This window comes from Marinobacter sp. H13, from assembly GCF_059072335.1.
In genome coordinates this window covers 2780034-2792674 of the sequence record NZ_JCACRU010000001.1, presented here as the reverse complement: position 1 = coordinate 2792674, position 12641 = coordinate 2780034, and the positions used below count along the sequence as shown (strand labels likewise).

The 12641-nt window shown below is 59.3% G+C and carries 14 protein-coding genes; 11 read left to right on the top strand and 3 right to left on the bottom strand.

The window, feature by feature from the left end:
* Nucleotides 1-136: 136 nt before the first annotated feature.
* The 10 genes from AC5JQH_RS12885 to AC5JQH_RS12840 all read left to right on the top strand — a co-directional run bounded on the left by AC5JQH_RS12885 (nucleotide 137) and on the right by AC5JQH_RS12840 (nucleotide 9193).
* Complete coding sequence (locus AC5JQH_RS12885; RefSeq protein WP_039882033.1) at nucleotides 137-841, top strand: YggS family pyridoxal phosphate-dependent enzyme; 705 nt, start codon at nucleotides 137-139, stop codon at nucleotides 839-841.
* A gap of 61 nt (nucleotides 842-902) precedes the next feature.
* Nucleotides 903-1736: a pyrroline-5-carboxylate reductase gene (gene proC, locus AC5JQH_RS12880; RefSeq protein ID WP_014575886.1), complete on the top strand. Its 834-nt coding sequence runs from the start codon at nucleotides 903-905 to the stop codon at nucleotides 1734-1736.
* Nucleotides 1737-1758: 22 nt separating this feature from the next.
* Nucleotides 1759-2343, top strand: coding sequence for a YggT family protein (locus AC5JQH_RS12875; RefSeq protein ID WP_008174183.1), 585 nt, complete (start codon nucleotides 1759-1761; stop codon nucleotides 2341-2343).
* 243 nt (nucleotides 2344-2586) lie between these two features.
* On the top strand, nucleotides 2587-4551 hold the full coding sequence (locus AC5JQH_RS12870; RefSeq protein WP_008174181.1) for a dynamin family protein: 1965 nt from the start codon (nucleotides 2587-2589) through the stop codon (nucleotides 4549-4551).
* A gap of 128 nt (nucleotides 4552-4679) precedes the next feature.
* Complete coding sequence (metX, locus tag AC5JQH_RS12865) at nucleotides 4680-5828, top strand: homoserine O-succinyltransferase MetX (protein WP_008174179.1); 1149 nt, start codon at nucleotides 4680-4682, stop codon at nucleotides 5826-5828.
* Nucleotides 5825-6424 (top strand): methionine biosynthesis protein MetW, encoded by a 600-nt coding sequence (gene metW / locus AC5JQH_RS12860; RefSeq protein WP_008174176.1) that lies wholly within the window; start codon nucleotides 5825-5827, stop codon nucleotides 6422-6424. The genes metX and metW overlap by 4 nt, the downstream gene beginning before the upstream one ends.
* A 2-nt stretch (nucleotides 6425-6426) precedes the next feature.
* The gene (locus AC5JQH_RS12855) at nucleotides 6427-6882 is read left to right on the top strand and encodes a DUF4426 domain-containing protein (RefSeq protein ID WP_008174175.1); all 456 of its coding nucleotides are present in this window, start codon (nucleotides 6427-6429) and stop codon (nucleotides 6880-6882) included.
* A 6-nt stretch (nucleotides 6883-6888) separates the two neighbouring features.
* Nucleotides 6889-7488: an RdgB/HAM1 family non-canonical purine NTP pyrophosphatase gene (rdgB, locus tag AC5JQH_RS12850; protein ID WP_008174172.1), complete on the top strand. Its 600-nt coding sequence runs from the start codon at nucleotides 6889-6891 to the stop codon at nucleotides 7486-7488.
* A 5-nt stretch (nucleotides 7489-7493) separates the two neighbouring features.
* Nucleotides 7494-8660, top strand: a complete 1167-nt coding sequence (gene hemW / locus AC5JQH_RS12845) for a radical SAM family heme chaperone HemW (RefSeq protein WP_039882032.1) — start codon at nucleotides 7494-7496, stop codon at nucleotides 8658-8660.
* On the top strand, nucleotides 8660-9193 hold the full coding sequence (locus AC5JQH_RS12840; protein ID WP_008174168.1) for a hypothetical protein: 534 nt from the start codon (nucleotides 8660-8662) through the stop codon (nucleotides 9191-9193). Before hemW ends, AC5JQH_RS12840 begins: the two co-directional genes overlap by 1 nt.
* A gap of 17 nt (nucleotides 9194-9210) precedes the next feature.
* On the opposite strand, the gene trmB is transcribed toward AC5JQH_RS12840, so the two are convergent.
* From trmB to AC5JQH_RS12825, 3 genes are all read right to left on the bottom strand, one after another.
* Nucleotides 9211-9942: a tRNA (guanosine(46)-N7)-methyltransferase TrmB gene (gene trmB / locus AC5JQH_RS12835; protein ID WP_008174166.1), complete on the bottom strand. Its 732-nt coding sequence runs from the start codon at nucleotides 9940-9942 to the stop codon at nucleotides 9211-9213.
* A gap of 72 nt (nucleotides 9943-10014) precedes the next feature.
* Complete coding sequence (locus tag AC5JQH_RS12830) at nucleotides 10015-11547, bottom strand: YifB family Mg chelatase-like AAA ATPase (protein WP_092033164.1); 1533 nt, start codon at nucleotides 11545-11547, stop codon at nucleotides 10015-10017.
* 63 nt (nucleotides 11548-11610) lie between these two features.
* Nucleotides 11611-11865, bottom strand: coding sequence for an accessory factor UbiK family protein (locus tag AC5JQH_RS12825; protein WP_008173270.1), 255 nt, complete (start codon nucleotides 11863-11865; stop codon nucleotides 11611-11613).
* A 381-nt stretch (nucleotides 11866-12246) separates the two neighbouring features.
* On the opposite strand from AC5JQH_RS12825, the gene glnK reads away from it, so the two are divergent.
* Nucleotides 12247-12585 (top strand): P-II family nitrogen regulator, encoded by a 339-nt coding sequence (gene glnK / locus AC5JQH_RS12820; protein ID WP_008173268.1) that lies wholly within the window; start codon nucleotides 12247-12249, stop codon nucleotides 12583-12585.
* Nucleotides 12586-12641 lie beyond the last annotated feature (56 nt).

Sequence of the window (12641 nt, the reverse complement as noted above, 5' to 3'; positions counted from 1 at the left end):
ATCCTCGGAAGGCTTTTTCTTTTATCCCGGTAGCTTCCGCCCGGCGGGGCCCCGGCGCGGTTCACTTGGCATTTCAGTGACCTGCGGGTAACGTGTCACCGTACAAGTGACAGACCGAGCGTGGCATTCTCACACTATGAGCAGCATAGCAGACAACATCGGGAGCGTAACCCGACGCATACAAAAAGCAACATTGCAGGCAGGCCGTGCGCCCGGGTCTGTGCATTTGCTCGCCGTCAGCAAAACCCGACCACCGGAAGACCTGCGGGAAGCCTTCGCTGCCGGGCAGCGGGCCTTTGGTGAGAACTACCTCCAGGAAGCGCTGAAAAAGATCGAGGCGCTGTCTGGTCTTGACGGACTGGAATGGCATTTCATCGGCCCGATCCAGTCCAACAAGACCCGGCAGATGGCCTCTGCCTTCGCCTGGGTGCACAGCGTGGACCGCCTCAAGATTGCCCGTCGCCTGAGCGAACAGCGCGATCCTGCGCTGCCGCCATTGAATATCTGTCTTCAGGTCAATATTAATGAGGAAGAGAGCAAATCCGGCTGCACTCTGGATGAGCTGCCGGATCTGGTGGCCGAAATCGGCGAATTGCCAAACCTCAGCCTGAGAGGGCTGATGGCCATTCCGGATCCGGATCAGCCCGAAGCAGGGTTAAGAGCCAGTTTCCGGAAACTTGCCAATACTCTGAAACAGCTGCGGTCAGACCATCCCGACGCCGGCCCACTCGACACACTGTCGATAGGCATGTCCGGCGACCTGGAAGTCGCGATTGCGGAAGGCGCCACCTGGGTACGGGTCGGCACTGCCCTATTCGGCAAACGCCCAGTAAAGAGCTGAACCGGCCGGTTCCTGCTATGATCAGGGCCGGACGTTTAACCGATCAACCGGGGAGTTAACCTTGAGCACATCACCAACCATTTCTTTTATTGGCGCCGGCAACATGGCCAGCGCCATCATTGGCGGTATGCTGGATAACGGCTATAAGGCCGGCAATATCTGGGTCAGCGCGCCGGATGACGCGCACCTGCAGACAATCCGCAAGCGCTTTGGCGTAAGCGTCACCACAGACAACCGGTACTGCGCCCAGCAGGCTGACATGGTAGTTCTGGCGGTGAAACCCCAGGTCATGGCCGATGTCTGTCGCGACATTGCACCAGTGGTCCAGAACACTCGCCCACTGATGGTATCCATCGCCGCCGGCCTGACAGCGGATACCCTCGATGGTTGGCTTGGTGGCGGCCTGCCGATGGTTCGGGTAATGCCCAACACACCGTCCCTGGTCGGCAAAGGGGCTGCAGGCCTGTTTGCCAACAAAGAAGTGAAAGACAAACAGAAGAAGATGGTGGAATCGGTGTTCGAAAGCATCGGGTCAGCGCTCTGGGTTGAGGACGAAAACCTGCTGCACGCGGTTACCGCCCTCTCCGGCAGCGGCCCCGCCTATTTCTTCCTGATGCTTGAGGCGCTTGAGGAAGCGGCCACCGAGGCTGGCATCGCCGCCGGAACCGCGAGGGAACTGGCTATCCAGACCATGGCGGGAGCCGCGGAAATGGCCGGTCGAAGCGAGCACGATCCCGGCCAGCTCAAGCGTAATGTGATGTCTCCTGGCGGAACCACCGAACAGGCCATCAACACGTTCGAGGAAGGTGGTATGCGCGATCTGGTAGCCAAAGCGTACAAGGCCGCCTTCAAGCGTTCGGAAGAAATGGCCAAAGAACTGGCAGGCAAACAGTAACCGATAACGGAGACACGGCTTCATGCTGGCAGATATTCTGATTACCATCCTGCTCATCGCATCCACCTTTTACCTGACCATTGTGCTGCTTCGGTTCCTGCTTCAACTGGCCAGGGCCGACTTCTACAATCCCATCACTCAATTCGTGGTCAAGGCCACCAATCCACCGCTACGCCCGCTACAGCGGGTTATTCCTGGCCTGGGCGGTTTCGATGGAGCTTCGCTGGTTCTTGCAGTCATCATTCAGGGCATCACCTTCTTCCTGATCCTGGTGGCGCTGAACGGCGGCATTCCGGCCATAAATCCGATTACGCTGCTGGTGTGGGCGGTACTGAACGTACTGGACCTGATCGTGAAGATCTATTTCTGGTCGGTAATTGCAGTGGTCGTCGTCAGTTGGATCGCGCCGGGCAGCGGCCATCCGGCCATCCAGCTGGTCGCCCAGATCACCGAGCCGGTCATGCGCCCGGTGCGCAATATCATGCCCTCCATGGGCGGCCTGGACCTGTCACCCATCATCGTTTTCCTGATTCTGAACGTGATCTCAGTGGTGATTGAACACATGAAAATGGCCGCAGGCCTCGGCTCCATCGGGCTCGGTATGTAAACGCCGTCTCAAATATACACTTTGTAACACTTAGCCACGAAATCCATCATTCCCGAGCTGCAAAGTCATGTAACTGATTTTGCAGCTTTTTTAGTGAATTTCCGGCAAGTTTGGCCATTTCTTCCACTCCGGCCCAGCCACAAACTTGGAAATAACAGGATAGTATTAACGGTAATTAATCCGTCACCCGTGAGCACCCCGTTCTGAGCGGGATACCAGGAAGTCGCGCAGAAGGAAAATCCGATGAACCAACAGGGAACTCTGTCGCAGCAGGTAGAGGCTTATCACAACTGGAAAAAAGAGCTGATCCGCCAGATCGGCAGGTACCGGCTGTGGCTGCAGGATAACAATCTGTTCTCCGACGATGTCAGCACCCGCATACGCCACGGGCTGGAGCTGCTGATTGAGGATGAACTGACCATTGCGTTTGTCGGCGAATACTCCCGCGGTAAAACCGAACTGATCAACGCCCTGTTCTTCTCCGAGTATGGCCAGCGCATGCTCCCGTCTCAGGCGGGGCGCACGACCATGTGCCCCACGGAGCTGTTCTTCGATCGCAGCGCCAATGAAAACTACCTGCTCCTGCTTCCCATCGAGACCCGAAACGGCGAACTGTCCCTGCAGCAGTTGCGCAAGCAGCCGGAACGCTGGGTCAAACATGAGCTGGATGAGCGCGACCCTGAGATCATGCGGGAGGTGCTTGCCGAGGTTGCCCGCGTCAAGAGTGTGCCACCTGAGGAGGCTCGCGCACTCGGCTTCGACGAAGGCATGCTCGAGAATGATCGCAACAACCCGGGCAATGTACTTGTACCTGCCTGGCGGAACGCACAGATCAGCATCCGCCACCCCCTGTTCGAGCGCGGCCTGCGGATCCTCGATACGCCGGGCCTGAATGCTCTTGGCTCCGAGCCGGAGCTGACGATCAGCATGCTGCCCCGCGCCCATGCGGTGATCTTTGTGCTGAGTGCCGACACCGGTGTGACTGCCAGCGACATGACCATCTGGAAAGAGCACATCGACACCCAGCACGCCGATCATCGCGCCGGCCGCTTTGCCGTGCTGAACAAGATCGACGTGCTCTGGGATGACCTCCAGGGCGAGCGCCACACCAACGAGGCGATTGAGCGGGTGCGCGGTTATACGGCCGACCACCTGGGCATGCGCCAGCACGATGTTATCCCGGTTTCTGCCAAGCAGGGGCTGGTCGCAAGGGTAAAGAAAGACAACGACCTGTTTGACCGTTCCAATATCAATCAGCTTGAGCAGCTGATTATCCAGCGCATTCTCATGCACAAGGAACAGCTGATCACCCAGAGTCTGATCAACGACCTGCTAGGCATGCTCCAGAACAGCCAGGCAGCCATGCAGTACCGCCTCGAATCCCTGGAGGAAGAACTCCAGGCGTGCGCGGGCGTTACCATGGACAAGGCAGCGCTGGGCCGCCTCGCAGAACGCGCCCAGAAAGACTACGACTTTTACTACAAGAAGCTGATCACCCTGCGCTCCAGCCGTCGCCTCATGGACTCCCAGGGCGACCTGCTGAAGAAGCTGGTGAGCGAAGACCGCTTCGAAGCCCATGCGGAACATGTCCGTACCAGTATGTCGAAGAGCTGGACCACTGCCGGGATGAACCGCGCGATGGATCAGTTTTTCGAACTGCTCGAAAGCGACTTGACCAACCTTCTGAGCGAAGGGCACCTGGCCGAAAAAATGGTGGGCGCGATTTACCGTCGCTATAACGAAGACAACCGGGCCCGTCACCTTGAGCCCATCCCGCTGCGGGCCGGGCGCCATGTTATTGCCATCCGCGAGTTGCGCAAAAAAGCGAGACGCTTCCGCATCAGTCCGAAGAACCTGCTCACCGAGCAGTCGGTCCTGGTTCGCCGTTTTTTCAATGTCATGGTGGGCGAAGCCCGCACACTGCATGCCCGTGTACGCCAGGACGTTGAGCGCTGGCCATCGGAAGCCCTGCTACCGATCATGCAGTATTCCATGGAGCAGAAGCAGCTTCTGGAGCACCAGATCCGGCGCCTTCGCGATATGGTCCGCAACGACAAGGACAGCCGCACCGAGCGCCTGCGCCTGACCAACACCATTGCCGACCTGCGCAGGCAACTGGAACTGGCCGACGCGATGCAGCGCCAGATCCGCAAACCGGCCCCCACCCTGATCCAGCAAAAAGTGGTGAACATCTCCGGCGCTGTGTAGTGTCCCGCAAGCGCGACCATTCAGGCGGTTGCAGCCATCATGCCCCGGCTTTAAACTGCTGGGCTGGCGATGGCTTTGTCATTGCTTTTCCAGACACTTACGGATCGAACCAGGAACCATTCGCGCCGATGCCTGATACCCTGCCTGCGGATTCTGTCGGGATTGTCTCCCCGCAGACCTATCATTTCGACGCTCCCATCGATCTGGCCTGCGGCCAGTCCCTGGAAAACTACGACCTGGTGGTGGAAACCTACGGCACCCTGAATGCCGACGCCAGCAATGCCGTTCTTATCTGCCATGCCTTGAGTGGCCATCACCACGCGGCCGGCTACCACTCTGCCGAGGACCGCAAACCCGGCTGGTGGGACAGCTGTATCGGCCCCGGAAAACCCATCGATACCGATCGTTTTTTTGTTGTCAGCCTGAACAATCTGGGGGGCTGCCACGGCAGCACCGGCCCCAACAGCATCAATCCCGAAACCGGAAAGCCGTTTGGCCCGGAGTTTCCGGTTATCACCGTGGGCGACTGGGTCAAGAGTCAGGCGCTGCTGGCAGATCGGCTCGGCATTCAATGCTGGGCGGCCGTTGTTGGCGGTTCCCTCGGCGGCATGCAGGCCCTGCAGTGGAGCCTGGACTACCCCGATCGCCTGCGGCATGCGGTGGTGATTGCGTCCACTCCGCGATTGACCGCCCAGAATATTGCCTTCAATGAAGTGGCACGCCAGGCAATAACCTCTGATCGGGAGTTTCACGACGGGCGCTATTACGACTTTGATACGGTTCCCAGGCGTGGTCTTATGCTGGCGCGGATGGTTGGCCATATCACGTATCTGTCTGATGCCTCCATGGGCGAGAAATTTGGCCGCGAACTCCGTGACCAGGCTTACAAGTTTGGTTATGACGCGGAGTTCCAGGTCGAGAGCTACCTCCGCTATCAGGGCGAACGCTTTTCCGAATCGTTTGACGCCAACACCTACCTGTTGATGACCCGTGCCCTGGACTACTTTGATCCGGCCTACGAGTTTGGCGGCGACCTCTCGAAAGCACTGGCAGCGGCCAGTTGCGAATACCTGGTGTTGTCATTCAGCACCGACTGGCGCTTCACGCCGGCCCGCTCGGAAGAAATGGTCAATGCCATGATTGGCGCGCGCAGGAAGGTCAGCTACGCCGAGGTGGACGCACCCTGGGGGCACGACGCGTTTCTGATTCCGACCCCGCGGTACACTGACATCTTTAACGCCTATATGGACCGGGTAGCACGGGAGGTCGGCGCATGAGACCGGATCTCGAAATCATCCAGCAGTGGGTTCAGCCCGGCCACCATGTTCTGGACCTGGGCTGTGGCGACGGCACTCTTCTTGATTTCCTCCAGCGGGAACGGGGTGCCAGTGGCTTCGGCCTGGAGATAAACCCGGACCACATCACCGCCTGCATGGGCCGCGGAGTGGCGGTTATCGAACAGAACCTGGACACCCAGGGGCTGGGGAACTTTGAAGATGGCAGTTTCGATATTGTTCTGATGACCCAGGCGCTTCAGGCGGTCCGGCGTCCTGACAGGGTACTGGATGAAATGCTGCGGGTTGGCAGCGAAGGCATCGTGACCTTCCCCAACTTTGCTCATTGGCGATTGCGCTGGGGACTGACTTTGAGCGGTCGTATGCCCGAATCCGAGGCACTGCCGTATAAATGGTATAACACGCCCAACATAAGGTTGTGCACCTTCAAGGATTTTGAGGCACTGTGCCGTCAGAAAGGCATCAGGATCAAAAGCCGCCGGGTGGTTGATGGCCAGCACCAGAACAGTTGGCTGGCTCGTCTCTGGCCGAACTTGTTGGGCGAAATTGCCATTTACCGAATCACACGGGAGACCTAGCAATGATCGCAAAAACCTTTTCCACATTCCGTACGCTGCTGGCAATCACGCTGATTGGCCTGTTCAGCCTGCAGGCACAGGCCGGCTCGAAGGATTTCGGAGACTACAAGGTACTCTGGAGTGTCCTGCCCAGCACCTTCCTGGCTCCGGAAGTCGCCCAGGCCAATAATCTTCAGCGGAGCAAGGGCATAGGCATCGTCAATATCTCCATCATGGAGGAAAACGACGATGGCTCAATGTCCCCGGTGAGCGGCCAGGTCGAGGGCAAGGTAACCAACGATGTCCAGCAGGTACGCTTCCTGGCGTTCCGCCGCATCCAGGAGGGCGACTCCGTGTACTTTATTGCCGAGTATCAGTATTCCTCCGGCGAACTGATGACTTTCAATATTACCGCACGCCCTACCGGACACCAGCAGGACCTGGCGGTACGGTTTGCTCACACACTGTTCAGCGATTAAGCCTATATGACCAACCGACTTGTCATCGCCAGCAATAACAGGGGCAAAATCGCCGAGTTGACCGAGCTCCTGGCACCTCTTGGCATGACGCCGATTGCCCAGGGCGAACTGGGCGTCGGTGAAGCCGAGGAGCCGGCGGTCACCTTTGTAGAAAACGCGATTCTCAAGGCGCGCCACGCGGCCCGGGAAACCGGGCTGCCAGCACTCGCTGACGACAGTGGTCTGGCGGTGGACGCGCTTGAAGGCCGCCCGGGCGTGCGCTCTGCCCGCTTTGCCGGCGATGATGCAACCGATCAGGACAATGTGGACGCCCTGCTGGACGCCATGGCGGGCGTGCCGGACGGGCAACGGGGCGCCCAGTTTCACTGTGTGCTGGTATACCTGCGCCATGCCGAAGACCCGACCCCGATCATCTGCCATGGCCGCTGGCCGGGCTCGATCCTCAGATCCCCTCAGGGCGATGGCGGCTTCGGTTATGACCCGGTGTTCCTGGCACCAGAGCATGGCTGCAGTGCGGCGGAACTGTCCCGCGCCGAAAAGGGCAGCATCAGCCACCGCGGACGCGCCCTGAAGATTCTGCTGGATCAGCTGAAGGCCGAGGCCTGAAACAGTTGAGTAATACCAGCCCCGGGGACGATCAGCAGCCAGCGGCGGTTAGGCCGCCGTTGAGCCTCTATATTCACGTACCCTGGTGCGTGCGGAAGTGCCCCTACTGTGACTTCAACTCCCACGCTTTCACCGGGACAATCCCGGAATCCGCCTATCTGCAGGCTCTGCTCGAAGATCTCGACCAGGACCTGGCCTTTGCCACCGATCGACCAATAGAGACCGTGTTCATCGGAGGCGGCACTCCGTCCCTGATGAGCGGCGACTTCTACGATCGCCTGTTCAGGGAACTGCGGGCACGCCTTGCCTTCGCCACAAATGCCGAAATTACCCTGGAAGCCAACCCCGGCACGCTCGAAGCCGGCCGGTTCGACGCGTTCCGGGCAGCGGGCATCAACCGTCTGTCCATCGGGGTCCAGAGTTTCAATCCCGACCATCTCAAAACGCTGGGGCGCATTCACGATGCCGATGCCGCCCACCGGGCCATACGCGCCGCTCGCCGTGCCGGGTTCGATAACTTCAATATCGATCTGATGCACGGTCTGCCGGGCCAGACGCCCGGGCAGGCACTTGAGGACATCCAGACTGCCCTGGACTACAAACCACCGCATCTCTCCTGGTACCAGCTGACCCTCGAGCCCAATACCGAGTTTTACAGCCGTCCGCCAGAACTGCCCGACGACGATCATCTCTGGGACATCTATCGCCGGGGTTCCGATTACCTGCACCAACACGGCTACGAGGATTACGAAGTCTCGGCCTGGAGCCTCCAGGGAAGGGCCTCCCGTCACAATCTGAACTACTGGACGTTCGGGGACTACCTGGCCCTCGGGGCTGGGGCCCACGGCAAGATCAGCCTGGTGGACGGGGGTATCAGGCGATACTGGAAGACCCGGCAGCCGGACGCTTACCTGAACCGGATCGGCAGCCGAACGGCCGGTTCTGATGCGATTGCCGTGGACGATCTGCCGCTGGAATTCCTGATGAACGCCCTCAGACTGAAAGAAGGAGTGGATGAAAGCCTTTTTTCTGAACGAACGGGTTTACCCCTGACAACAGTTGGAGTAAAACTTGAACAACTGCGGAATGAAAAGCTGCTGGTAAGCGATCGACTCCAGGCAACCGACCTGGGCCAGAGATACCTTAACAGCCTGTTGGAGCGTTTTCTGTAATGGACCCTGCACACGGAGTGGCAGCATTTCCCAAAAGCCTGAAAGCCAGCCTGGTCGTGGCTGCCGTGCTGCTGTTCGCTCTGCTTATGGTCAACCAGCCTCTGCAGACGGCATCAGCACCCCAGGGTATCGTGAGCTATCAGCTGGCCGGGACTGCCGATCAGGCCCACGCCATTTTTCGCAGCTGGGGAAGCGAAGGGGTTGCCTGGGCGAAGGTTTCGCTGTGGCTGGACTTCCTGTTCATTCCTGCCTACATGCTGGCCCTGATTCATCTTACCCGGCACTTTACCCGTGATCGCCCCGGCATTCGCGAGCGGGTGGGTGCCCGTTGGGTACGGGCCCTGTTCGCAACTGCCGGTCTGAGCGACGGTGCAGAGAACATTCTGTTGCTGAACAATTTCAACCCGCCCACCGATGAGATGAGCCTGTCCGCAACCCTATGCGCACTCATCAAATTCACGGCGCTCACGCTCGGCATCGCCGGGCTGGTCATCATCCGGGCGTCACGGCGCCACCCGCTCGCGCATCACTGACCCCCGATCAACGCCTCTTAATTGGTGCGATAGAACAACAGGTCCCAGACACCGTGACCGAGGGTTTCGCCCCGCTTCTCAAACTTGGTAATTGGACGGTCGTCAGGGCGCGGTGAATAGCCACCGGTCTCCTGGGTGTTGGCAAAGCCCTCGGACTCGCTCATCACCTCGAGCATATGCTCGGCATAATTCTCCCAGTCGGTCGCCAGGTGCAGAATGCCGCCTACCCTCAACTTGTGACGAACCCGCTGGACAAACTCGTGCTGGATCAGCCGGCGCTTGTGATGCTTTTTCTTGTGCCAGGGATCGGGGAAGAACACCATCACGCGATCCAGGCACGCATCCGGAAGGCAGAGGTCAATCACATCGTTGGCATCAATACTGTAAATCCGGACGTTTTCCAGGCCACGGTCCTCGATCTCCTTGAGCAACGCGCCAACACCGGGCTGATGAACTTCAACCCCGATAAAATCCTGTTCGGGAGCGGCCTCAGCCATGTCGGCCAGAGACCGCCCCATACCAAAACCGATTTCCAGGTTCAGCATGTTGTCGCGGCCGAACACTTCCCTGGGATCAATCATTCCGTCCTCACGGGTCAGCCCGTACTTCGGCCAGCTCCGCTCGAACGCCTTTTTCTGGCCTTCCGTCATCCGGCCCTGGCGCAAAACAAAGCTGCGCACACCGCGACGGGTGGTGACCGGCGAATCGGCGGCCTCTTTGGGATCTTGCGGTTCTTTATGGTCTGTCATCTGCAATCCTTAACCGCAGGCAGCGGGTCATGGTTAACGGGATTTGCCAACAGTTTACCAGAGTGTTGTCGCTCAGGCGGAGACCACCGAGTTGCGGCCCTGCTGTCGGTCGAGCTGCCGGTAACCCAGAGCCTCAACCAGATGGCTCTGTCGTAGCTCCTCGCTGCCTTCAAGATCGGCAAGCGTTCGGGCAACTCGCAATATGCGGTGCAGTGCACGGGCCGAAAGCCCCAGCTTTTCCATGGCACCGGTGAGCAACTGCTCGCCCTGGCGATCCAGCCGGCACGCAGCCTGCAACGCACGCCCGGACAAGGCCGCATTCAGGCAACCCCGCTCTGATTGCCGGGCTCTGGCAATCAGGACACGCTCCCGGACGGTGGCGCTGGTTTCGCCATCCCCGCCCGACTGCATCAATACGTCGCCACCCTGCACAGGCACCTCCACATGCAGATCAAACCTGTCCAGAAGGGGGCCGGAAATTTTCGACCGGTAACGGGTAACCTGTTGCGGCGTACACTGACACTCGATGGTGGGATGACCACTGTAGCCACAGGGGCAGGGATTCATTGCAGCCACGACCTGAAATCGCGCCGGAAAATTCACCTGCCGTGCTGCCCGGCTGATCGAGATTTCGCCGGTTTCCATCGGCTCACGCAGGACCTCCAGCACCCGGCGTTCAAACTCTGGCAACTCGTCGAGAAACAGTACGCCCCGGTGAGCCAGTGAGATTTCTCCGGGCCTGGGGCTGCTGCCGCCGCCCACCAGGGCAACCGCCGAGGCGGTATGATGGGGCGCCCGGAAAGGAGGCTGACGCCAGCCCCCGGAACGAACCGGCAGCCCGGCCACCGAGTGTACGCTGGCGACTTCCATGGCCGCAGCATCATCGAGGCCCGGGAGAATTCCGGGCAGGCGACTGGCCAGCATACTCTTGCCGGTGCCGGGTGGGCCGAAGAACAAAAGATTGTGGCTACCTGCCGCAGCCACTTCCAGTGCCCGGCGGGGAACCCGCTGACCACGGACATCCGACAGGTCCGGCAGTTCCCGGTTGCTGCCCGGCGCCTGTTCCAGCGACGACCTGGGCACCGGCACCAGGCGGGCGCGACCGCTCAGGTGCTCGCAGATGGCCAACAGGTGGCCGGACGCCAGGACGTCACCCTGGCTGGCCAGGGCCGCCTCCTCGGCATTGCCCTGGGGAACCAGCAGGCTTCGTTGCGCCTGCCGGGCGGCTAGCACCGCCGGCAGCACACCTTTAAGTGGCCTCAATGCACCATCAAGGGACAATTCGCCGAGAAATTCGCAGTCCGAAAGGCTCTCGGCCGGAACCTGGCCCGAGGCCGCCAGGATGCCCAGGGCAATAGGCAGATCAAAGCGACCACCCTCTTTGGGCAAGTCGGCAGGGGCAAGATTAATGGTGATTCTCCGGGCGGGGAACTCGAACCCGGCGTTCAGAAGGGCACTGCGAACACGCTCTTTGCTCTCCCTTACACCGGTTTCCGGCAGCCCCACAATCGAGAGCGCAGGCAAGCCGCCTGAGAGATGGACTTCAACGGTAACGGCGGGCGCCGACACGCCAATGGTGGCGCGGGAATGAACGATAGCAAGCATGACAACCTTCCATGGTAATGACCGGAACTGCTTGCCCGGCGTCCTGCCGGGCGTGTCCGTGGTTTACTGTTTTGGCAGGGAATTTTCCAGTTCGGCTACCCGCTTCTCGAGTGCGTCCACCTTTTCACGGGTCTTCAGCAGGACCGCCTGCTGGGCGTCGAACTCTTCCCTCGTTACCAACTCCAGGCGGGACAGGACGGACATCACGGTGGCCCGGGCCTGGGTTTCAAAATCTTCCCGTGCAGCGCGGGCCATGTCCGGTACAAACTGGCCAAACTGGCCCTGCAGCTGAGCAAAAATATCCTGTGGACCTTTCACACATCACCTCACACATTTCTGAAATATCCGGCTTCGACTAAAAGAGAGGGCCTGTTACCGGTTTGCAGGAGTGTATCACACCGCAGCCCCTGCCATACTGTAGGCGGTCGGCCCTATAATAGCGGTCGAACGGTCAGGCAGCCCGCTCCAATTTGGCTCACTGGCCGGCTACCCGCTTCATTTTGGTGCACAACTTTGCGCCATTCTGGTACGCGGACATCGTAGCCTGTTGTTTTAAATATATTTTTTTGCGTTGGCATACCCGATGCTAAAGCTCTCGTACGCAATCCGCACGATTGGTGTGCGAGGTGGCAGCATCCCGAGCTCAACAACCGGCCGACGGGCCCTCACTGTTGAGACGGCTTTACCAAGGAGAAAGCAATGAAACTTGTGACAGCGATCATCAAGCCTTTCAAATTGGACGATGTCCGTGAGGCATTATCCGAGATTGGCGTTCAAGGCGTAACCGTCACTGAAGTCAAAGGCTTCGGTCGGCAAAAAGGCCACACAGAACTCTATCGTGGCGCGGAATACGTGGTGGATTTCCTGCCCAAGGTGAAGGTGGAAGTTGCTATCGGCGACAACCTTCTGGACCAAGTTATCGAGTCCATCACCAAGGCGGCCAACACCGGCAAGATCGGTGACGGCAAGATCTTCGTGACTGAACTGGCTCAAGCCATCCGGATCCGGACTGGCGAAACCGGCGAAGAAGCGGTCTGAACCAGCTCTGATTTTTCGATCAGCCAACGCAAAAAAATTTATAACCTGAAAAGCCT

Coding starts and splice junctions, on each gene's coding strand:
- AC5JQH_RS12885 (WP_039882033.1), top strand. CDS start 137: ATGAGCAGCATAGCAGACAACATCGGGAGCGTAACCCGACGCATACAA.
- AC5JQH_RS12875 (WP_008174183.1), top strand. CDS start 1,759: ATGCTGGCAGATATTCTGATTACCATCCTGCTCATCGCATCCACCTTT.
- AC5JQH_RS12870 (WP_008174181.1), top strand. CDS start 2,587: ATGAACCAACAGGGAACTCTGTCGCAGCAGGTAGAGGCTTATCACAAC.
- metX (WP_008174179.1), top strand. CDS start 4,680: ATGCCTGATACCCTGCCTGCGGATTCTGTCGGGATTGTCTCCCCGCAG.
- metW (WP_008174176.1), top strand. CDS start 5,825: ATGAGACCGGATCTCGAAATCATCCAGCAGTGGGTTCAGCCCGGCCAC.
- AC5JQH_RS12855 (WP_008174175.1), top strand. CDS start 6,427: ATGATCGCAAAAACCTTTTCCACATTCCGTACGCTGCTGGCAATCACG.
- rdgB (WP_008174172.1), top strand. CDS start 6,889: ATGACCAACCGACTTGTCATCGCCAGCAATAACAGGGGCAAAATCGCC.
- AC5JQH_RS12840 (WP_008174168.1), top strand. CDS start 8,660: ATGGACCCTGCACACGGAGTGGCAGCATTTCCCAAAAGCCTGAAAGCC.
- trmB (WP_008174166.1), bottom strand. CDS start 9,942: ATGACAGACCATAAAGAACCGCAAGATCCCAAAGAGGCCGCCGATTCG.
- AC5JQH_RS12830 (WP_092033164.1), bottom strand. CDS start 11,547: ATGCTTGCTATCGTTCATTCCCGCGCCACCATTGGCGTGTCGGCGCCC.
- glnK (WP_008173268.1), top strand. CDS start 12,247: ATGAAACTTGTGACAGCGATCATCAAGCCTTTCAAATTGGACGATGTC.